This is a genomic window from Embleya scabrispora DSM 41855, assembly GCF_000372745.1.
GTDB classification, from domain to species: Bacteria; Actinomycetota; Actinomycetes; order Streptomycetales; family Streptomycetaceae; genus Embleya; species Embleya scabrispora.
In genome coordinates this window covers 50,002-70,418 of record NZ_KB889618.1, presented here as the reverse complement: position 1 = coordinate 70,418, position 20,417 = coordinate 50,002, and the positions used below count along the sequence as shown (strand labels likewise).

Below are 20,417 nucleotides of genomic sequence, written 5' to 3'. Positions count from 1 at the left end.
CTCGGAGGAGACCATGGACGACGCCAGGCAGTGGACGCTGGTCGCCACGTCCGCCGCACATGCCCGCGACCGCGCCGAGCACCCGGCGATCATCTGCCAGGGCCGCCGGATCGACTACGCGCAGCTGCACCGCATGAGCAACCGCGCGGCCCATGCCCTGCGTTCGGCGGGCGTCGGGCACGGCGCCCGGGTGGCCTGGCTCGGCCGCGAGTCCGAGTACTACTACACGATCGTGCTCGCATGCGCCAAGGTCGGCGCGGTGCTGGTGCCGGTCAACTGGCGGCTGACCGCCCGGGAGGCCGATCACATCCTGCGCGACTCCGGCGCGCAACTGCTGTTTTTCGACGGCGAGTTCGACTCGGTGGTCGAGCCGGTACAACCCACCCTGCCGGCACTGCGGACCCTGGTGCGGATCGACCGCGGCGACGACGTCGGCGGCGGTCTGCACGCGTGGTCGGCGGACGCGCCGGACACCGACATCGACACCGTGGTCGATCCCGAGGACGCGGTGGTGCAGATCTACACCAGTGGCACCACCGGCCTGCCCAAGGGTGCCGTGGTGCCGCATCGCAGCTTCTTCACCTTCCCCGCCGCGATGCGTGCGGCCGGCGTGGACTGGGTGGACTGGCTGCCCGAGGACGTCAACCTGATCTCGCTGCCCGGTCTGGGTACCGCGGGCACCGCATGGTTCTGGCAGGGTTTCAACGCCGGTCTGACCAACGTGGTCATGCGTGCGTTCGTCGCGCAGGAGGCGGTCCGGCTGATCCGCACGCTCGGCGTGACCACCACCTTCGCCGCGCCCGCCATGTTGCGGATGATGCTCGACGAACGCGACGCGAGCCCCGAGGCGTTCGTGTCGATGCGCAAGGTCGCCTACGGCGGCGAACCCATCTCCACCAACCTGCTGACCCGGAGCCTGGAGGTCTTTCGCTGCGAGTTCGTGCAGATCTACGGCAGCACCGAGACGGCCAGTGTTCCGGTGTGCCTGCCGCCGGCGGACCACCGGCCGGGCAGTCCGCTGCTGCGCTCGGCCGGCCGGGTGTGTCCGGGCAACGAATTGCGCATCCTGGACGACGCCGGGCGGGAGTTGCCGACCGGTGAGATCGGCCAGATCTGCATCCGCACCCCCTCTCGCATGCTCGGCTATTGGAACCGCCCCGATGCCACCGCCCGTACGCTGCGCGATGGTTGGCTGTACATGGGCGACAACGGCTATCTCGACGAGGACGGCTACCTGTACGTCTGCGACCGCATCGACGACACCATCATCGTCGCCGGCCAGAACATCTATCCGGCCGAGATCGAGAAGGAACTCGCCGAGCATCCCGCCGTCGCGGAGAGCGCGGTGGTCGGCCTCGGCGATGCCCGCTGGGGCGAGGCGGTGCACGCGTGTGTGGCGTTTCGGCCCGATCGGCGGGCCACACCGCGCGAGTTGATGCTCTTCCTGCGCGGCCGGATCGCCGACTACAAGATCCCCTCCGCCTACCACGTCCTGCCCGCGCTCCCGCGCAATCCCGCCGGGAAGATCCTGCGCCGGGTGGTCCGGGAGCGGTTGGAAAGTGCACGGTCCGTGCCGGACACGGACACCGCGGGCCACGGGCCCGCGACGACAGCCGAGGCAATGGAAGGAACTTCACGGTGAGCACCGCGATAGCCAAGAAGATGTCCAGGCCGGGCCAGTGGTTTCAGCCCGCCGAGGCGGACCCCGAGGCCCGGATCCGCCTGTTGTTGTTCCCGCACGCGGGCAGCGGGGCGATCATCTACCGGGACTGGCCCGAAGTGTTGCCGGCCGACATCGGCGCCCAGGCGGTGACCCTGCCGGGCCGCCAGGAGCGCCGCGGCGAGACCTCGTACACCGAGTGGCAGCCCCTGGTGGAAGGACTGTACGAGGCCGTCCTCGGCGCCTCCGACCACCGTCCGTTCGCCTTCTTCGGACACTGCCTCGGCGCGCAGCTCGCCTACGAGTTGGCGGTGCGCATGGAGCGGGACGGGGTACCGGGACCACTCATGGTGGGCATGTCCGGCTGGGCGCCGACCGGGTTCTTCTGCCCGACGGACGAGCACATCGAGATGCCGGAGGAGCAACTGGTCTCCTGGATCAAGCGGCTCGGTTCGTTCCCGGCCGAAATCTACGACAACCCCGCGATGTTGGCGATGGTGATCCCCGCTCTGCGCGCCGACCTTTCGGTGGCCGCCCAGCGGGTGGACCTCGGCGCGTTGGTGCCGTGTCCGCTGGTGTCCTACGGCGGTCGCAGCGACGGACTCCAGGAAGAGGAGGACGCGTTCGAGTCCTGGATCCCGCGCAGCCCGCAGTATCTGGGGCACCGGGAATACCCGGGCGGTCACTTCTTCATCGACACCCACGTGGAGGCGATCACCCAGGACTTCTGCGGTCACCTCTACCGATTGGAGGCCGCCGCGCGCGGTTGATCCGCGCGTGCCGGCCCGACCGCCGTCCCGGTAGCCGTCAAGGAGCACACCATGCCCCGCTCTGCCCTGCCCCACTTCGGGATCCTGTTGCCGACTCGCGAACAGGCCATCGTCGGTGCCCCGGATGCCCGCCCGCTGATCGATTTCGCCATCCGGGCGGAGCTGCTCGGCTTCGATTCGTTGTGGGCCGGGGACTCGCTGATCGCCCGGGCGCGGCTGGATCCGCTGGTGGTGCTGTCCGCCGCCGCGGCGGCCACCCACCGGATCGGCCTGGGCACCGCGGCGCTGACCCCGGCTCTGCGGCATCCGTTGATCGGCGCGAACCTGATCACCAGCGTGGACCACGTGGCCGCCGGCCGGTTGACCCTGGGCCTGGGCTCGGGCTTCCCGATCCCGGAGACCGAACGGGAGTTCGCCGCCGTCGGGGCGGTCTACACCGGCCGGGCCGGCCGCCTGGACGAGATCGTCGACCTGTGGCGCCGGGCCTGGTGCAGCGGCGAATCCGGCATCCCGACCGACTTCGCCGGACGGCATCCGCAGGCCGCGGACCTGGACCTGCTGCTGCGTCCGGCGCGGATCGGCGGGCCGCCGCTGTGGCTGGCCGGCAGCGATACACCGGCGGTGCTGCGTCGGGTGGCCCGGCGCTACGACGGCTGGTTGCCGTACCTGCCCTCGGTGTCCGCCTACGCCCGCGCGTGGCAGCGGATCCAGGAGCTGGTCCACAAGGCCGGGCGGCCGGCGGACGCGGTCACGCCGGGGTTGTACGCGACCGTCAACGTGAACCGGGACGAGGCCGCCGCAGAGGCCGAATTGGAGCACTACGCGCAGCGCTACTACCGGCGTTCGCTGGCCGAGATGGCGCAGATCCAGGCGTATTGCTGGGGCTCGGCGGCCAAGTGTGCGAACTGGCTCTCCGCCTACGTGAGCGCCGGAGCCCGGCACATCGTCATCCGGGTCGGCTCGCTGGAGCCCGCCGGACAACTCGAGGAGATCGCCGAGCGGGTGTTGCCGGCGATCCACCGGTGACCTCGCCGGTGGCGTTTCCCATCGCCCGTGGTCGGCCCGTCGCACGCGTGTGCGGGTCGGGCACGGGCGATCGGGGTTTGCTCACCCGAGCGGTGGGCGGCGCCGATGCGCGCGGATCCGGCCGCGAATGGACCGGCCGAAAACCGCGGAGGGCGGGCGGATCGTGCGCCGGCCCCGTCGATCCGCGATGCCGCGTGGGATGCCCGCGTTGCCGGCCCGGATCGACGGCCGGGTCTCGGGCTCCGGGTCCCACATGGGCGGTGACGCCGACGGCGGGCCTCTGGGCTCGGTTTCGCGTGGGCGGAGAGGGCAGGATTCGAACCTGCGTGGACTCCGTGGAATCCGACCTCGGCGATGCCTTCGGTCCCCGATCAGCCGCTCCGGGCACCTCTCCCGATCCCGACCCGAGTCCTTGGGACTCGGTGTCGTTCACGTGTTCCACTATGCCGGCCCCCGCTGACCGGGCGCTGACGTCGCGATGACGCCCTCGCCTGTCCTCAGGTGGACCGCACGTGCAGCGAGGGGTCCTGTTCCAACACGGCCCGTTCGTAGTCCCGCATGATGGGCGACGGGGACAGTCCCAATTCCTCGGACAGTTGGATGTGCAACCCTCGGTAGACGTCGAGCGCGTCGGTCTGCCGGCCGCAGCGGTACAGCGCGACCATCAGTTGCTGGCGAAAGCGCTCGTTGTACGGGTGCTCGACCAGGAGGGTCTGCAGCTCCGGGATGATCCGCCGATGCTCGAAGTTCTCCAGCTCGCAGTCGAAGAGGAACTCGAGCAGCGCGAGCCTGGTCTCCTCGTAGCGCGCGGCCGCGGCCTGGCACGCCTGGCCCACGTGCGAGCCGCCGAAGATCGGTCCGCGCCAAATCTTGAGCACACCACGTATTTCCCGCGCCGCCACGCCGCGCGGAAGATTGCCGAATTTGATCCGCTCGTATTCCTGGACGAAGACGGCCACATCGAGTGTCGCGCCGTCCAGAATGAGGCGATATCCCGCATGCTCGGTGAGTAACCTGGTTTTCTCGGGATCGTCCTCGAGCGCCGCGAGCTTGCGACGAAGTCGACTGACGTGTGCCTGGATGGCGTTCTCGACCACAACCGGAGGGTTACTCCCCCACATTTCGTCGATCAGGCCGCCTCTCGATACCGGACTACCTTCGGCTATCAGCAGCGCGGCCAAGAGGGTTCGCTGGAGCGTCCCCGACAATCGCAATTCCCCCTTTTCCGATCTTGCCCCGATGGCTCCCAGCAGCTGGAACGTAAGCATCACGCCTCCTGCGCATCCACACCCTGAATCGTACGAACCGGGCACTCAGCCCCCGAGAAGGCGAAAGCGGCGCACGCCGGCCCCCTCCGGTCACCAGGCCCTGCGGAGCACGCGACAACCCGGCCGCACGACAACGGGTCCCCCGTACCCCCGGGCCGGCGGCGCGACCGTATTTTCCGCACACCCGCACCCCGGCCAAGCCCGAGTCGACCAGACGTCAAAAAGACGTCGACATCGGGCATCTCGCAATTATGCGACAAATTTTAAACGCCAGAAAATTGATCTTCATCCCCCGTGGCGAGACCTCATACCCTGATGGCTCAAAGATGCGGAGCCAGTCAATGGTTGGCTCAAATATATCACCCCGTCTTTTGATCAACCCCGATCCATGACCGATCGGCAGTCATCGGCAGAATCGTTGCACATTACCCTGCCATACCTACAAGAGTATTTACGAATCATTTGCCGGAAGTCGGGCGCGATCGCTTTTCCGATCTTGACACCGGAAAGCCGCGGATCAAGAAAGGCCGGGCGCACCCGCGGGTCAGAACCGTGTCAGAGCGAGATCAGATGCATCGAGCAGTGTGTATTCCGTCGGGACCGGCGAACTGGTCGATGGATCATCTCCGCACCCCGCATCCGGAAATGGTTAACGGCTAGACAACGGGCGGTGGACCGGCCTTGGACGAGTTCGGGACTTACGGAAGTCGCTTTCCCAACATCGTAATCATTGTCAACCCGCGGGCCGGCTCCACGACCCCCGAGTATCTGTCGGCGGTCACCGACGTCTGTCGGGAGCACTCGGACCACGTGCGGGTCGCGCCCACCGAACACCCCGGACACGCCACCGCGTTGGCGGCCGACCTGGCGGCCGGTGCGACACGCGCCGACCTGGTGGTGTGCATCGGCGGCGACGGGACGCTGCGCGACGTCGTGGCGGGCCTGGTCGGGGGCGGCGCCGCCGCACCGCCGCCGCTGGCCGTCCTGCCCGGCGGCACCGCGAACTCCAACTACCGCTCTTTGTGGGACGACGTGCCGTGGCAACAGTCGCTGCTCGCCGTCCTCAACGGCGACGCCGACCATCGCCACCTGGACCTGGCCCGGCTCGCGGACCCCGCGCGGCTGGTCGTGCTGGGGCTGAGCACCGGCCTGTTCGCCGAAGCGACCGACCGGGCCCGCAACTCCCCGGTCGCCGGGCGTCCGCGCTACCAACAGGCCATCGCCGAGTCGTTGCGCACCTATCGGCCCTATCCCGGCCGGGTGCTCGTGGACGGCGCGGTGATCCAGTCGGGCCGCACGATCCTGGCCAACGTCGGCGGCGGGCGGCACCGGGCCGGCGTGCTGAACGTGCTGCCGAGGTCGATCCGCGACGACGGACTGTTGGACGTGTGCGTGCTCGACACCGGTATCCCCGCCGAGAAGGCACTGGAACTGATGCGCACCGGCGACCATCTCGACGTCGCGGGTTCGACCTATGCCCGCGGGCGATCGGTCACCCTGGAGCGACTGGACGGCCTCCCGCTGCACTTCGAACACGACGGCGAGGTGGTGCCCACCGAGCGCGGCACGATCACCGTCGACGTGTTGCCGCGCGCGCTGCACGTGCTCGCCTCCCCGAAGCGGACCGGCGGATGAGCGACCGGCGGGTCGAGAGCACGACACCCGTCGCGCCGACCGCGGGCGGCGGCGGTCCGCTGGAGCAACTGGCCCACTGGGCAGCCGGGTTGGAACTGTCCGATGTCCCGCCGCGAGTGGTCGACTTCGCCGCCACCCACGTGCTCTCCCAGGTCGCGGCGATCCGAACCGGGTTGCGACAGCCGGACGGACACCGTCTGGTTCGGGCGCTGGGCGTCCCGTTCCAGGCCGACACCGCCCAGTCCGCGCGCGTCCTGAGCGGCGTCGGCGCCTGGCTCAACCTCGACGACACCGCCTACGCCGGCCATCTGGGCCCCTCGACGGTGGGTGTCCCGCTCGCGTACGCACATGCTCTCGGGCTGTCCGGCGCCGAGTTGCTGCGTGCGGTGATCCTGGCCGACGAATGCTCCGCGCGGATCACCTCGGCGGCCACCCTGGGCCCGTTCCGCGGGCAGACCGCGCTGCACACCCATGTCGTCGGCGCGGTCGCCGGCCGGCTCGCGTGCGAACGGGCCCCTGCCGGACGGTGGCTCGACGCCCTCGCACTGGCCCTGAGCGCGCCGCCGTGGACCCTGCTGCGCGGCTTCATCGCGGGCGACGCCCGACTGCTGCACGTCCCGGTCGCCGTGCGAATGGGCCTGGACGCTTGCGACGCCGCGACCGGCGGCCTGCACGGCGCGGCCGACATCGTCGAGCATCCCGACGGCTTCCTCGCCCGGTTCGCCACCGTTCCGCTGCCGGATGCGCCGGCCCTGGGCCTGGGCCGGCGCTGGCACACCGAGACGCTCTCGTTCAAGCTGCACCCCGGCGGTCCCGGCATCGACGCGGCCGTCGATTGCGCCATCGACCTGCACCGTGAGTTGGGCACGTGGGCGGTGGAGGACGTGCACGAGGTAGTCGTGGAGTGCTCCGTCTACACGCTCTTCGCCGCCCGCAAGGCCGGGCCCTATCTCGACGGGCCGCGGACACCGATCGGCGCCCTGGTACTCGATACCCCCTACCCGGTGGCCACCGCGCTGTTGACCGGGCAACTGGTCATCGAGGACTTCACCACGCCCCGGGTCGACACACCCGAGCGCTGGCGGCTCGCGGCCAAGGTCCGACTCGTGCACGATCGCGAGATGACTCGCGAACTGCTGGCCGGTGACGCGCCGTTCGGGGAGGCGCTGCGGCAGGCGGGCGCTGCGGGACGGGCCTGGCTGGCGGAGTTCGGCGGCGCGGAGTTGCTCGACCTCGCTCCCGCGCCGGGCGCACCGGCCGAGGACTTCACCGCCGCCGAGAAGCCGACGCCGGCCCGGGTGCGGGTCGAACTGCGCGACGGTCGGGTCCTGGTCCGCGAGTACCGCATCCCCAAGGGTGGCATCGGGCCGGAACTACGGTCATGTCACCGTGAGTTGATCGCTGCGAAGTTCCGTGCGCTGGGCGGGCCGGCCGCGGTGACCCGGCAGTGGCCGGGGCTGGCGCGGACCGACCCGACACGGCTGCGTGCGCTACTCGAACAGGCCCTCGGCCTGTGAACCCTCCGCGGCCGTCGCCAGCAGGACATCCAGCGCGTGCAGCGCGCCGTCCGCGCGGCCGGCCGCCGCTGCGTCGTCCGGGTCGGCGCACAACGCGAGGAAGCCCGAGGTCAACTGCTCCCGCATGGCCTCGATCGAGCCGCTCTCGACATTCGTGGTCGTGTTCGCGCTCATCGACATCTCCATCTCCCGAAGGTTCGGGTGGGGTCCGAACGGTGGATCCCGATCACGTTTTCGTTTGTTTCCCGACTCGTCACATCGCGTTCGCGGCCCGCCAGATGTTCACGAAACCCTCCGCACTGGCCCCGTCCGGAAATCCCGCGTACTCCGTGGTGACCAGCGTCGGGTTCCATTTGTCCTTATAGGCCAGCTGGGACGAGGCCGGGTAGACGACCTGGTTCTCCCAGAGGTAATGCATGAGCCACTTGAAGCCGAGGCTGTGGCCGGGCATCTCGCGCTCCTCCTCGAGTGTGGTGAACGGCGTGAAGCCGAAATGCAGCCAGGGCACTCCCTCGGCCCGGAAGGTATCGATCGCCGCCTTGTTGCAGGCCTCCATGACACCGGCCGGGCTTTCCGGAAGACGCCGGCTCAGGTCGTGCATCCATCCGTCGTACGTGCCGTACACAGGTGAATAGGAGACGTATCCGATGGCCTCGCCGTCGATGTGGCCCAGGAACAACCGGCGCAGCCGTTGCATGTCCCCGCCCGTCTGGCCGACCAGGTATTCCAGCGGACGGGCGCCCTCGCCCTTGAGCGGGAGCCAGCGCCGGTCGATGTCCGCGACGCCCTCCTGCCACTGTTCGTAGTCGGCCTCCACCACGGTCAGGCCGCTGCGCAGGGCCCGCGAGATCTTGTTGCGCAGCTGCATGTACCGGGTGCCGGCGACGGTGAAGGCGCCCAGGTCGACGGCGTAGGACGCGCCCACCTGGTTCACCGTGTAGCCGTGCCGGGCGTGGATGCGGGCGTCGTGCAGCTGGAGCTGGATGATCGCCTGACGCCGGCCGTGTGCCACGGTGTACTCGGTGAACGCGCGCATGAGGTCCACGTAGGACTCGTCCGGCGCGAAGGGTCCGCCGAACTGAACCAGGTATTTCCCGGCGGGGCGGTAGACGATGATTCCCGGGCGTCCCGGAAGTGTGAAATACGAATTCCCCCGGTTGACCGCGAGGAAGGAACTCGGGTTTTCCGCACGGGTGTATTTGCGTATCGCTTCGAGCGCGTATTCCGCCGAGGCGTGCGCCGCCTCTGTCACTGTTCCCTGTGTCATTTGGGCTCCTGGTCAGCGGTGTCACGATCCACCGCTCATGATGATGCGGAGCACCGTCGCACGCAATGCCGGTGCGAGTTTGTCGGTCGACTGTCAGTCGGGCGTCATCACCGTGTCAGAAGCATCGCCACCGATGTCGGTTCTCCTTTCATCAGAATGATGTCAGGCGGCAGTCAGAGTGTCGTGTGACGGTGAGCCCACGGCATTCCCATCAAATACCGGAGGCAACCCCGGATGCTTTCTCTCGACATCGCCCGCGAGACCTGTGAACGGCATCATCCCGGCCTGCTGAAGGCACTGGACGCACTGCCGATGCCCGAGCGCGAGGCGAGCGGCAGTCCCGTGGTGGACATCTTCAAGGAGCACGGCGGCGCGGGTCTGCTCGTGCCCCGGGCCTACGGCGGCATCGGTGCGGACGCGTTGGACGCCGTCCGGGTCACCCGGGCGTTGGGCGCGTACTCGCCATCGCTGGCGGCCGGCGCCACCATGCACAACTTCACCGTGGCGATGCTGTTCGCCCTCGCGGACCGCGTGGTGCCGCCGACGCCGGAGCAGAAGCAGGTGCTCGCCCGGATCGCGCCCGAGGGCATGTTGCTGGCCTCGGGCTGGGCCGAGGGGCGCACCCAACAGGACATCCTGAGCCCGGCGGTGACCGCCGAGGCGGTCGCGGATGGGTTCGTCGTCAACGGCTCGAAGAAGCCGTGCAGCCTCTCCCGCTCCATGGATCTGCTCACGGCCAGCGTCACGGTGCCCGATGCGGACGGCCGGACCTCGCTGGCGGTGCTGTTGATCCCGGCGGACTCCGCCGGGATCTCGGTGCATCCGTTCTGGGACAGTCCGGTACTGGCCGCCGCGCAGAGCGACGAGGTGCGACTGCACGACGTGCACGTGCCCGAGCACCTGGTGATCCGGGGCACGGCCGACGATCCCAGCCGGCTGGACGACCTCCAGGAGGCCACCTTCGTCTGGTTCGAGTTGTTGATCACCTCCGCCTACGTGGGCGCGGCGTCGGCGCTGACCGAATCGGTGATGAAGCGCGAACGCGGCACGGTCACCGACCGGGCGGCGCTGGGCATCCAGCTGGAAGCGGCCGTCGGCCTGACCGAGGGCACCGCCCGGGCGCTGCGGGACGGCGTCACCGGCGAGGAATCCGTCGCCGCGGCACTGACCGCCCGGTTCGCCATTCAAAAGTCGCTGGCGACGGTGTCCGAGCAGGCGGTGGAACTCCTCGGCGGCATCGCCTTCATCAAGTCGCCGGAGATCGCCTACCTGTCCTCGGCCCTGCACCCCTTGGCCTTCCACCCGCCCGGCCGGACCTCCTCCTCGCCGCACCTCGTCGAGTACTTCAACGGCGGACCGCTGCGGATCTGAACCGGCACCCTCGACCAGTGGAGTTCAGATGGATCAGGTCAACGTGTTCGATTCCCCCACCACCTTCCGCCTCCACCGCGGCGAATACCTGGTCGGGCTGGGCGTCTCGCTGGCGCTGTTCATCGCGCACAGCGGCGACGTGCGCTGGCTGCCGGCCGTCCTGCTGTTCGTCTACATCGACCTCATCGGCTACATCCCGGGGGCGATCGCCTTCCGGCGCAGCACCACCAAGCGCATCCCCAAGGGTTACTACATCGCCTACAACACGATGCACAGCCTGATCACCCAGGCGGCGGTGATCGGTGTGTGGATCGGGCTGAGCGGTGCGGAGTGGGCGCTGCTGGCGATCCCCATCCACCTGTGCGCCGATCGGGGCGTGTTCGGCAATTTCCTCAAGCCCTTCGCGTTGCCCTTCGAGCCGACCCCGGACGAGGACTTCGCGCGGTTGTCACGGCGGTTGTTCGGCAAGGGCCGCCCGGGCACCGATCCGGGGCGGGTATCGACCCCGGCGGCCACCGCGGCATCGACCCCGGCGGCGGCCTCCGCCGCCCGGCCGAGCCGATGAGTGCGGAGTCGACCGGCCCGGAGCCGGCACTGGGACTCGCCGATCGGCCCCGGCCCCAGGGCGACCGGGCGCGGGAGTTGCGTGAGATGTCGCGGCTGCTGCCCACCGGCGTTGCGGTGTTGACCTCGGCCCACCAGGAGTCGGCGCACGGCGCCACGGTCTCCACCACCACGGTGCTCTCCCAACAGCCGCTGCGGCTCGGCGTGTGCCTGCGCGGCGGCTCGCCGATGACCGAGCTGATCCGGCGCAGCGGCCGGTTCTTCGTCAACGTGCTCTCCTCGCGCCAGGCCCTGCTCGCCGACTGGTTCGCCAATCCGCGCCGTCCGCCCGGGATCGCCCAGTTCGATCTGGTCCGGTCCGAGCTCGATCCGGGCACCGACATCCCGCTGCTGGTGGACGCGTTGGCCTGGTTCGACTGCCGGTTGCGCAATCACGTGCCGTTGGGCGCGGGCGAGCACCTGCTGGTGGCGGAGATCGTGCACGCCCGCGCCGGCTCGGGTCGGCCGCTGATCGGCTTCGCCGGCCGGTTGCACGACGTCGAGTTCCACGGGGTGCGCCGCCGCCAGGGCTGGCGCACCGACACCACGACCACCCTCGACTGAGTCACCCCCACGAACCGGGAGATCCCGTCATGGCAACGTCCATACCGCCCGAGACCGATTGGGACACCGCGCCGGGCCTGCTCGACGGCGCGATGAACCTGGAGTTGACCGCCGAACAGTGCGATCTGGCCTACTGGCTGCGCGGGGTCGCCCAGGGCACACTGCGCGACCGGGCGCGGACCGGGCACACCGCGGCCGAGCCCACGCCGGCACACATGTGCGTGGACGGCCCGTTGCGCGATGCGCAACTGTTGGAACTGGGTTGCCGCTCGGTTGCCGAGGCGCAGGGCACCCGGGCGCTGGCGCACTATGTGGCGAGTGCTCCCGGGCTCGCCGAACTGGACTTCTTCGCCACCCAGTTGCTCGACGAGGCCCGGCACTCGATGGTCTTCCGCGGGCACCTGGTGGAGATGGGCGTGCCCGCCGCCGACCTGCACGCGACGATCGACGAGCTGAGCACCGACTACCGGCACGACGTGCTGGACCCGATTCTCGACTTCGCGGTGCGCACGGTCCGCGACGACGGCGACTTCATCGGCGGCGTCGCGGTGTTCACCATCGTCATCGAGGGTGTGTTGGCGCCGGCGGCCGAGTTGAGCGAGCGCAAGTGGTGCCTGCTCGACCCGGCCGCCGCGGCCATCGCCCGGGGGGCGGCGATCGACGAGATCCGCCATCTGACGGTGGGCAGTTCCATCGTGCGCGAGCATCTGCTGCGTCATCCCGAGTCGCGCGACCGGCTGTTGCGGGTGATCCGGCGCGGCCGGTTGTTGTGGGACACCATCCCGGACCGGAAATACATCATGGTCCGCGAGCACCTGTTCCAGGAGGGCCTGCGCCGTCACGCCGATCTGGTCGGCGACTACGAGGTCTGGCCGGGGACTCGGCTGGTGGACACCGACGCCGAGGAGCGTTACGCGACGGCCGAGCGCTGGACCGACGAGATGGCGGCGATCCGTCTGGCGTACATGGGCCTGCCGGAAGCCGTCGAGATCCTGCGGCTGACCTGACATGGCCGGCTCCGCATCCACCGCGCCGGGCACCGACTTCCGGCGCACGCTGACCACGCCGAAGATCGTGTTCATCATCATCGCGGCCGCCGCGCCGCTGGCCGCGATGGTGTTCACCGTCCCGCTGTCCTTCGCCATCGGCACCGGTCCCGGGGTTCCGGCCATGTTCGTCTTCGCCGGGCTGACCCTGCTCTGCTTTTCCGTGGGCTACGCCGCGATCGCCCGGCGGATGAGCAACATGGGTGGCTTCTACGCGCATATCGCGCACGGTCTCGGCCGCCCGATCGCGGCCGGCGCGGGGCTGTTGGCGGTGCTGGCGTACAACGCGGCAACCGTCGGGGTCCTGGGCGCCTTCGCCTACTTCACCCAGGACGTGGCCGCGGGTCACGGTCTGGATCTGCCGTGGGAGGTCTGGGCGTTCGTCGGTCTGCTCGTGGTGGGCGCGCTGGGCTACCGCGAGGCGGAGTTCAGCGCGCGGTTGTTGTCCGCGTGCATGATCTGCGAGATCGCCATGTTGCTCGCGCTGGACATCGCCGTCCTGAGCCGGCACGGCACGGCGTCGTTGCCGCTGACGTCCTTCGCCCCGGACCATGTGGTCGCCCCGGGGCTGGGTGTGTCGGTGATGTTCGGATTCGCGTCGTTCCTCGGCTTCGAATCCGCAGCGCTGTACGGCGAGGAGGCCAAGGCGCCACGGCGCAGCGTGCCGCGGGCCACCGTGATCGCCGTGGTGGTGGTCGCCTCCTTCTACGCGCTCACCAGTTGGGTCGCGGTCGGCGCGGTGGGCCCGGGCCGGGTTCGGGCCGAGGCCGAACAGCACCTGGGCGACCTGTTCTTCCGGCTCGGCGACGACTATCTCGGCCACCCGGCCACCATCACCATGCAGGTGCTGCTGTGCACGAGCCTGTTCGCCGCGTGGTTGGCGCTGCACAACGCCGCCAACCGCTACATGTACGCGCTGAGCCGGGACGGGTTGTTGCCGGCCCGGTTGTGCGCGGCGCACGGGCGGCACGGCTCGGTGCATCGGGCGAGCCTGGTGCAGAGCGGTTTCAGTGCGGTGCTGGTGGTCGCGTTCGCCGGCGCCGGCCTGGATCCGTACGTGAACATGTCGACGAGCATGCTGGGGTTGGGCACGCTCGGCATCATCCTGCTCCAGGCGCTGGCGTCGGTGGCCGTGGTGGGCTACTTCCGGCGTCGCCACGAGAGTCGGTGGCAGACCCTGGTCGCGCCCGTGTCGGGTGCCGTGGGACTGACCGTCGCGGCCGTACTCGTGGTGTGCAACTTCGACGTGCTGACCGGGACCACGAATCCGGTGGTCACCGCGCTGCCCTGGTTGTTGCCCGCGGTCACCGCTGCCGGCGTCGGGTTCGCGTACCGGATGCGCGTGGCCCGACCGGAGCGGTACGCGCGCCTGGGCGGCATGCCCGACCCGGCCCGGCCGACCCCCGATCCGGCCACGACGGCGGATCCGCGGCCGACGGATGCCGCCGGCAACCTCACCCCGACGGTGCAGTGACCCGGTCGACGCACCGGACATCGTGTAGCGAAGCGAAAGGACCGGCCCTGATGGCACACGACGCCGAAGCCCCCTCGGACATCCCCTTCGGGCCCGAGGACGCCCCGTGGCAGAAGACCTTCAGCGACCTGCGGCTCGTCGGCGGCCTACCGTACGGCACTCCCCCGTCCGCCGATCCCCGGGACGCCTACATCGGCGTTCCGGAAGTGCCGCACGCCAAGGTGCAGTTGCCGCCGGGCGGACTGGATCCCGGACAGTACGAGGAGGCCGAGGCGCTGTTCCGCAGCCACATCGACACGCAGACTCGCAACTTCGCCGGCTACCAGGTCACCAGCGACCTGGACTACCGGCCGCGCCTGGCCCACTATCTCGACCGGCACCTCAACAACGTCGGCGATCCGTTCCAGTCCAGTTCGTACACGCTCAACTCCAAGGTGCTGGAGCGGGCGGTGCTGGACTACTTCGCATCGTTGTGGCACGCCAAGTGGCCGCACGACGAGCGCGACCCGGAGTCGTACTGGGGCTATCTGCTCACCATGGGCTCCAGCGAGGGCAACCTCTACGGTCTGTGGAACGCGCGCGACTACCTCGCCGGCAAGCGGCTGCGCGCGCACGACCGCGGCACGGGAGTGCTCACCTACGAACAGGCTCCGAAGGGTGAGGAGCACGGCCCCAACGCCTTCCATCCGATCGCGTTCTTCTCCGAGGACACCCACTACTCGCTGACCAAGGCCGTGCGGGCGCTGGCCATCGACACCTTCCATGCGGTCGGCAGCACCCGCTACCCGAACGAGAACCCGCTTCGGCCCGGGGCTCCCTGGCCGACCGAGGTGCCCAGCACCGCGGACGGCGCGATCGACATCGAGCGGCTGGCCACCCTGGTGCGCTTCTTCGCCTGCCGCGGGTATCCGATCCTGGTCAGCCTGAACTACGGCTCCACGTTCAAGGGCGCCTACGACGACGTCGCGGCGGTGGCTCGCACCGTGCGCGGGATCTGCACCGAATACGGGCTGCACCGGCGGCGGATCCGGCGGGCCGCGACCGACGACCACGACGAGCGCTCGGGGTACTGGCTGCACATCGACGGTGCGCTGGGGGCCGGGTACGCGCCGTTTCTGGAGATGGCCCGGAACGTGGGCATGGTGGACCAGGCGCCGCCCGTGTTCGACTTCCGGATCGCCGACGTGCACTCGCTGACGATGAGCGGGCACAAGTGGTTCGGTACGCCGTGGGCCTGCGGCGTGTTCATGACCCGCACCGGCCTGCAGATGACCCCGCCCAAGTCCTCGGAGTACATCGGCGCCGCCGACACCACGTTCGCGGGCTCGCGCAACGGCTTCTCCGCGCTGTTGATGTGGGACCACCTGGCCCGGCACTCCTACGACGATCAGGTCCGGCTGGCGGCGGGCTGCGATCGTCTGGCCGGGTACGCGCACGAGCGCCTGCTCGACCTCCAGCACCGGCTCGGCCGGGACCTGTGGGTGGCGCGCAGCCCACAGGCGTTGACGGTGCGCTTTCGGCAACCGCGCGCGGAGATCGTCCACCGCTACTCGCTCGCCGGCGAGACCGTGCCGGTGAACGGCGTGCCGCGCACGTACGTGCACCTGTATGTGATGCGGCACCTGAGCAGGGAGCTGGTGGACGAGTTGATCGCGGATCTGCATCGGCCCGGCGCGTTCCCCCCGGAGCCGACGGCCGACCCACCGCGCCGGCCCCGCCCACGAGTGGTCACCTGAGGCGAACCCGAGGGGCAGCGCTCAGCCGTCCGTCGGCGCCGGCAGCAGCGTCCGGAAGGCGTCGGCCCACAGGGCCATCGACCCGGGGTCGACGCCGTCGATCACCCGGCGTCGGGTCATCGCCGCCACGAGCGCGCCCAGCGCGTGCGGGCGCAGGTCCTCGCGCGGGTCCACGCCCAGCCGGGCGGCGGCGGTGGACACCATCCGCTGGTTGACGAGGTCGATCAACGCCACGCCGTGGTCGTGCACCGCGCGGATGTCCATGAAGCGGCGGCGCAGGGCCTGCCGGCGGGTGGTCTGCTCGGCCTGTTCCTCGAGGTTGCCCTGACTGACCGTCATCGCGTACTCCAGCGCGGACACCAGGTCCAGGTCGGCGGGCGCGGCGGCGAACCCGTCCAGGATGAGGTTGCCGAAGTCCCAGCCGAACAGCAGGGATTCCTTGGTCGGGAAGTAGCGGAAGAAGGTGCGGTGAGCCACCTCGGACCGACGGCAGATCTGCTCGATCGTGGTCTGCTCGAAACCCTGCTCCTCGAACAGGTCGAACGCGACCGAGGAGATCACCTGCCGGGTCCGCGCCTTCTTGCGCTCGCGCAGGCCCGTGGGTGCCTTCGAGTCCCCCGCCGGTCCGTGCATGTCCGGTGCACCCCTGTCGTTCCCGCGACGGCGTCGGGCCGTCGACCCTCGGTGATGGTACGCAACCGGCCCCGTCCCGGGACCGTCCGCGGCGGATGCCGCGGGGGGGCGACATCACCTGTTCAGGAGGGGGTCGCGGGCTTCCCGGTGATCGCGGCGGGTCGGCGGGCGCGGCGCGCGGCCAGGCGTTGTGCCGCGGCGTCCCAAGCCCGCGTGCCACGGGGCGAGTACGTGCGCAGAGCTTGGGTGTGGCGGATCAGCGAGCGCAACTCGGCGAGTGAGCCGCGCACGGCTCCGTGCGACCTGGCCTGCACCAGGATGTTGCCCAGTGCGGCGGCCTCCACCGGTCCCGCCACCACCGGCAGGCCGCAGGCGTCGGCCGTGGCCTGGCACAGCAGTGCGTTGCGTGCGCCGCCGCCGACGATGTGCACCGTGTCGACGCCGCGTCCGGACAGGCGCTGCGCGTCGGTGATCGCCTCGCGGTGGGCCAGCGCCAGGCTGTCGAAGATGCACCGGGCGAGTTCGGCGGGCGTGCCGGGCGCGGGGTCACCCGCGGCCGCGCACGCCTTTGCGATGCGCCGGGGCATGTCCCCCGGAGCGAGGAAGCCCGGGTCGCCGGCGTCGATGATCGATCCGAGCGGGGGCACGTCGGCCGCCGCGGCGAGCAGGGTCGTCAGGTCTTGGGGTCGTCCTTCATGGGTCCATTGGCGCATGCACTCCTGGAGCAGCCAGTGGCCCATGATGTTGCGCAGATAGCGAATCGTGCCGTCGACGCCGAGTTCGTTGGTGAAGTTGGCGCGGCGGCTGTCCTCGGTGCGGACGGGCTCGTCCAGTTCGAGACCGACGAGCGACCAGGTGCCGCTGGAGATGTAGGCGAAACGCGCGTCCCGGGCCGGTACGCCGACGACGGCGGACGCGGTGTCGTGCGAGCCGACCGCCGTCAGCGCGACCGGGCCGGTCAGGCCGGTCTCGATCAGCACGTCGTCGCGCAGGAAGCCCCCGTGGTCGCCGGGTTCGCGCAGTGCCGGGAACAGTGTGGTGTCGATGCCGAGGCGCCTGGCCACGTCGTCGGCCCACTGCCCCGTGGCCGGGTCGAGAAGCTGGGTGGTGGAAGCGTTGGTGAGTTCGGTCCCGGCCTGGCCGGTCAGCCAGTACGCGAGCAGGTCGGGAATCAGCAGCGCGCGGCGCGCTGCGGCGAACTGGGGTGTGCCGCGGGCGGCGAGGAACTGGTGGATGGTGTTGAACGGGGCGTGCTGGATGCCGGTCCTGGCGTAGAGCTCGTCGGGTGGCACCGTCGCGTACGCCCTTTCCGGGACTCCGTCGGTGCGTGCGTCGCGGTAGTGCACGGGGTTGCCGAGGAGCGCGCCGGAGGCGTCCAGCAGGCCGTAGTCCACCGCCCAGGAGTCGATGCCGACGCTGCGTATCCGCCCGGCCGTCTGCCCGGCCACCCGTCCGGCCGCGCGCAGGCCGTCGAGCACCCCCGCGTACAGATTCAGAATGTCCCAGTGCAACACGCCGCCGACACTCACCGGCGTGTTGGCGAAGCGGTGGACCTCGCTCAGGTCGATGGCCTCGCGCCCGACTCTGCCGACGATCACTCGTCCGCTGGACGCTCCGAGGTCCACTGCGGCGAAGCCTGCGAGCTGATCGGGATGGGACATGGCGGCCTCGGCAATCGTTTCGGTTGGGGTCTGGCGTGTGGCGTGGCCGTGCCGCTCTCCCGGCGAACCCTCATCCGGCGGGGAGCGGCACGGCCGGCCTTCCGTGTCGCCGCTGCGCTTCGGCGTGCTCAGCGCAGGAAGGCCGCGGTGACTCCCCCGTCGACGGGGATGTGCAGCCCCGTGGTGTGCGAGAGGTCGCCCCCGGTCAGGGCGAAGACCGCGTTGGCGACGTGTTCGGGCAGTACTTCGCGCTTGAGGAGGGTGCGTTGGGCGTAGAACTCGCCGAGCTTGTCCTCTTCGACGCCGTAGACGGCAGCCCGCCGAGCACCCCAGCCCGCGGCGAAGATGCCGGATCCGCGCACGACGCCGTCCGGGTTGACGCCGTTGACGCGGATGCCGTGCTCACCGAGTTCGGCGGCCAACAGGCGTACCTGGTGGGCCTGGTCGGCCTTGGTGGCGCTGTAGGCGATGTTGTTCGGCCCGGCGAACACGGCGTTCTTGGAGGCGATGTAGACGATGTCGCCGCCCAGGCGCTGGTCGATCATCAACCGGGCGGCCTCGCGGGAGACCAGGAACGAGCCGCGGGCCATGATGTCGTGCTGGAGGTCCCAGTCGCGGGCGGTGGTCTCCAGCAGCGGCTTGGAGATCGAGATGCCCGCGTTGTTGACGACCAGGTCCACACCGCCGTAGGCGAGGGCGGCCTCGGCGAACGCGGCCTTGATCCGCTCCTCGTCGGTCACATCCACGGTGACCGCCACCGCCCGGTCCGCTCCGCCCAGTTCGGCCGCGACGGCAGCCGCGTTCTCGGCGTTCAGGTCCGCGACCACCACGCACGCGCCCTCGGCGGCGAGGCGTTTCGCGATCGCCCTACCGATGCCGGAGCCGGCGCCGGTGACCAGCGCCACCCGGGTGGCGAGCGGCCTGGGCTCGGGCAGCCGGGCGAGCTTGGCCTCTTCCAACGCCCAGTACTCGATGCGGAACTTCTCGGCCTCCTCGATGGGAGCGTACGTCGAGACGGTCTCCGCGCCACGCATCACGTCGATCGCGTTGACGTAGAACTCTCCGGCCACCCGGGCGGTCTGTTTGTCCTTGCCGTACGAGAACATCCCGATGCCGGGCACCAGCACGATCGCCGGGTCGGCACCACGCATCGCGGGCGAATCCTCGCCGGCGTGGCGGGCGTAGTACGCCGCGTACTCCCGGCGGTAGGCGGCGTGCAACTCACGCAGGCGCGCGGCCACCTCGTCGAGCGGAGCCTCGGGCGCGGTGTCGAGGACGAGCGGACGCACCTTGGTGCGCAGGAAGTGGTCGGGGCACGAGGTGCCCAACGCGGCCAGGCGCGGGTGTTCGGCGCGGGCGAGGAAGTCCAGCACCACGTCGGCGTCGGTGAAGTGCCCCACCTGCGGCCGGTCGGTGGACGCCAACCCGCGCAGCAGCGGCGCGAGTTCCGCGGCCCGGGCGTGACGCCGCGCCTCGGGGAGCGGCGCATATCGGGGCAGCGGTTCTCCGAACGGGTGTCGGGCGGCGTCGAACCGCTGCGCGATGAACGCCTCGGCGGTGCGGATGATGTGCAGCGAATTGGCCTGGCACTCGTCGGAGGTCTCGCCCCAGGCGGTGATCCCGTGGCCGCCGAGAACGCAGCCGATCGCCCGCGGATTCGCCGCCTTGATCGCCGCGATGTCCAGGCCCAGTTGGAAGCCGGGACGGCGCCACGGCACCCACGCCACGGTGTCGCCGAAGCATTCGGCGGTCAGTTTCTCGCCGTCCGCCGCGGTGGCGAGCGCGATCCCCGAGTCGGGGTGCAGATGGTCCACGTGCGCGGCGTCGACCAGACCGTGCATCGCGGTGTCGATCGAGGGCGCGGCGCCGCCGTTGCCGTGCGCGCAGAAGTCGAACGCGGCGACCATCTCGTCCTCGCGGTCGACGCCCGGGTAGACGTCGACGAGCGCGCGCAGCCGGTCCAGGCGCAGGACGGCCAGGCCGCCCTCGGTCAGGGTGCCCAGGTCGCCGCCCGAGCCCTTGACCCACATCAGTTCGACCGCGTGGCCGGCGACCGGGTCGAGTGCGGTGCCCTTGGCGGAGGTGTTGCCTCCGGCGTAGTTGGTGTTGCGCGGGTCGGCGCCCAGGGCGTGGGAGCGGTTCAGCAGTGTTTCCACCGCCGGGTTCGTCGGTGGCTTCATGAGGTG

Annotated in this window: 17 protein-coding genes and 1 pseudogene; 11 read left to right on the top strand and 7 right to left on the bottom strand. The window is 70.2% G+C overall.

Annotation, left to right across the window (positions count from 1 at the left end):
- The first annotated feature begins 13 nt into the window (after positions 1 to 13).
- Genes A3IC_RS0112530 through A3IC_RS0112520 form a run of 3 tightly spaced genes read left to right on the top strand, consistent with a single transcriptional unit; the run spans position 14 to position 3,456 of the window.
- On the top strand, positions 14 to 1,642 hold the full coding sequence (locus A3IC_RS0112530; protein WP_020550399.1) for a long-chain-fatty-acid--CoA ligase: 1,629 nt from the start codon (positions 14 to 16) through the stop codon (positions 1,640 to 1,642).
- Entirely contained in the window at positions 1,639 to 2,430 is a 792-nt protein-coding gene (locus A3IC_RS0112525) for a thioesterase II family protein (protein ID WP_020550398.1), read from the top strand. Before A3IC_RS0112530 ends, A3IC_RS0112525 begins: the two co-directional genes overlap by 4 nt.
- 51 nt (positions 2,431 to 2,481) lie before the next feature.
- On the top strand, positions 2,482 to 3,456 hold the full coding sequence (locus A3IC_RS0112520; protein ID WP_020550397.1) for an LLM class flavin-dependent oxidoreductase: 975 nt from the start codon (positions 2,482 to 2,484) through the stop codon (positions 3,454 to 3,456).
- Positions 3,457 to 3,757: 301 nt separating this feature from the next.
- Here A3IC_RS0112520 and A3IC_RS68580 read toward each other — a convergent pair.
- Positions 3,758 to 3,850 (bottom strand): annotated as a pseudogene (locus A3IC_RS68580).
- A 103-nt stretch (positions 3,851 to 3,953) separates the two neighbouring features.
- Positions 3,954 to 4,724 (bottom strand): AfsR/SARP family transcriptional regulator, encoded by a 771-nt coding sequence (locus tag A3IC_RS0112510; protein ID WP_026218178.1) that lies wholly within the window; start codon positions 4,722 to 4,724, stop codon positions 3,954 to 3,956.
- 681 nt (positions 4,725 to 5,405) lie between these two features.
- Between A3IC_RS0112510 and A3IC_RS0112505 the strand changes: the two genes are divergently transcribed.
- Complete coding sequence (locus A3IC_RS0112505; protein WP_020550394.1) at positions 5,406 to 6,359, top strand: diacylglycerol/lipid kinase family protein; 954 nt, start codon at positions 5,406 to 5,408, stop codon at positions 6,357 to 6,359.
- On the top strand, positions 6,356 to 7,876 hold the full coding sequence (locus tag A3IC_RS0112500) for an MmgE/PrpD family protein (protein WP_020550393.1): 1,521 nt from the start codon (positions 6,356 to 6,358) through the stop codon (positions 7,874 to 7,876). The genes A3IC_RS0112505 and A3IC_RS0112500 overlap by 4 nt, the downstream gene beginning before the upstream one ends.
- Here the strand turns inward: A3IC_RS0112500 and A3IC_RS54000 are convergent.
- Both A3IC_RS54000 and A3IC_RS0112490 read right to left on the bottom strand, forming a co-directional pair.
- Complete coding sequence (locus A3IC_RS54000) at positions 7,850 to 8,050, bottom strand: hypothetical protein (protein WP_106668879.1); 201 nt, start codon at positions 8,048 to 8,050, stop codon at positions 7,850 to 7,852. The two genes, A3IC_RS0112500 and A3IC_RS54000, sit on opposite strands and share 27 nt — an antisense overlap.
- A 79-nt stretch (positions 8,051 to 8,129) precedes the next feature.
- Positions 8,130 to 9,143 (bottom strand): DUF2156 domain-containing protein, encoded by a 1,014-nt coding sequence (locus A3IC_RS0112490; RefSeq protein ID WP_026218177.1) that lies wholly within the window; start codon positions 9,141 to 9,143, stop codon positions 8,130 to 8,132.
- 234 nt (positions 9,144 to 9,377) lie between these two features.
- Between A3IC_RS0112490 and A3IC_RS0112485 the strand changes: the two genes are divergently transcribed.
- Genes A3IC_RS0112485 through A3IC_RS0112460 form a run of 6 tightly spaced genes read left to right on the top strand, consistent with a single transcriptional unit; the run spans position 9,378 to position 15,937 of the window.
- A complete protein-coding gene (locus A3IC_RS0112485; protein WP_020550390.1) occupies positions 9,378 to 10,514 on the top strand; it encodes an acyl-CoA dehydrogenase family protein in 1,137 nt (378 codons plus the stop codon).
- A 28-nt stretch (positions 10,515 to 10,542) separates the two neighbouring features.
- Positions 10,543 to 11,079, top strand: a complete 537-nt coding sequence (locus A3IC_RS0112480; RefSeq protein ID WP_020550389.1) for a hypothetical protein — start codon at positions 10,543 to 10,545, stop codon at positions 11,077 to 11,079.
- The gene (locus A3IC_RS53995; RefSeq protein WP_020550388.1) at positions 11,076 to 11,681 is read left to right on the top strand and encodes a flavin reductase family protein; all 606 of its coding nucleotides are present in this window, start codon (positions 11,076 to 11,078) and stop codon (positions 11,679 to 11,681) included. Before A3IC_RS0112480 ends, A3IC_RS53995 begins: the two co-directional genes overlap by 4 nt.
- Before the next feature lie 29 nt (positions 11,682 to 11,710).
- A complete protein-coding gene (locus tag A3IC_RS0112470) occupies positions 11,711 to 12,688 on the top strand; it encodes a hypothetical protein (protein ID WP_020550387.1) in 978 nt (325 codons plus the stop codon).
- A gap of 1 nt (position 12,689) precedes the next feature.
- Positions 12,690 to 14,201: an APC family permease gene (locus tag A3IC_RS53990; protein ID WP_020550386.1), complete on the top strand. Its 1,512-nt coding sequence runs from the start codon at positions 12,690 to 12,692 to the stop codon at positions 14,199 to 14,201.
- 50 nt (positions 14,202 to 14,251) lie between these two features.
- Positions 14,252 to 15,937 (top strand): pyridoxal-dependent decarboxylase, encoded by a 1,686-nt coding sequence (locus A3IC_RS0112460; RefSeq protein WP_020550385.1) that lies wholly within the window; start codon positions 14,252 to 14,254, stop codon positions 15,935 to 15,937.
- A gap of 21 nt (positions 15,938 to 15,958) precedes the next feature.
- Here the strand turns inward: A3IC_RS0112460 and A3IC_RS53985 are convergent, their stop codons facing one another.
- From A3IC_RS53985 to A3IC_RS0112445, 3 genes are all read right to left on the bottom strand, one after another.
- Entirely contained in the window at positions 15,959 to 16,570 is a 612-nt protein-coding gene (locus tag A3IC_RS53985) for a TetR family transcriptional regulator (protein WP_020550384.1), read from the bottom strand.
- A gap of 122 nt (positions 16,571 to 16,692) precedes the next feature.
- On the bottom strand, positions 16,693 to 18,231 hold the full coding sequence (locus A3IC_RS0112450; protein ID WP_020550383.1) for a rhamnulokinase: 1,539 nt from the start codon (positions 18,229 to 18,231) through the stop codon (positions 16,693 to 16,695).
- 128 nt (positions 18,232 to 18,359) lie between these two features.
- On the bottom strand, positions 18,360 to 20,411 hold the full coding sequence (locus tag A3IC_RS0112445) for a bifunctional rhamnulose-1-phosphate aldolase/short-chain dehydrogenase (protein ID WP_020550382.1): 2,052 nt from the start codon (positions 20,409 to 20,411) through the stop codon (positions 18,360 to 18,362).
- Positions 20,412 to 20,417: the final 6 nt, after the last annotated feature.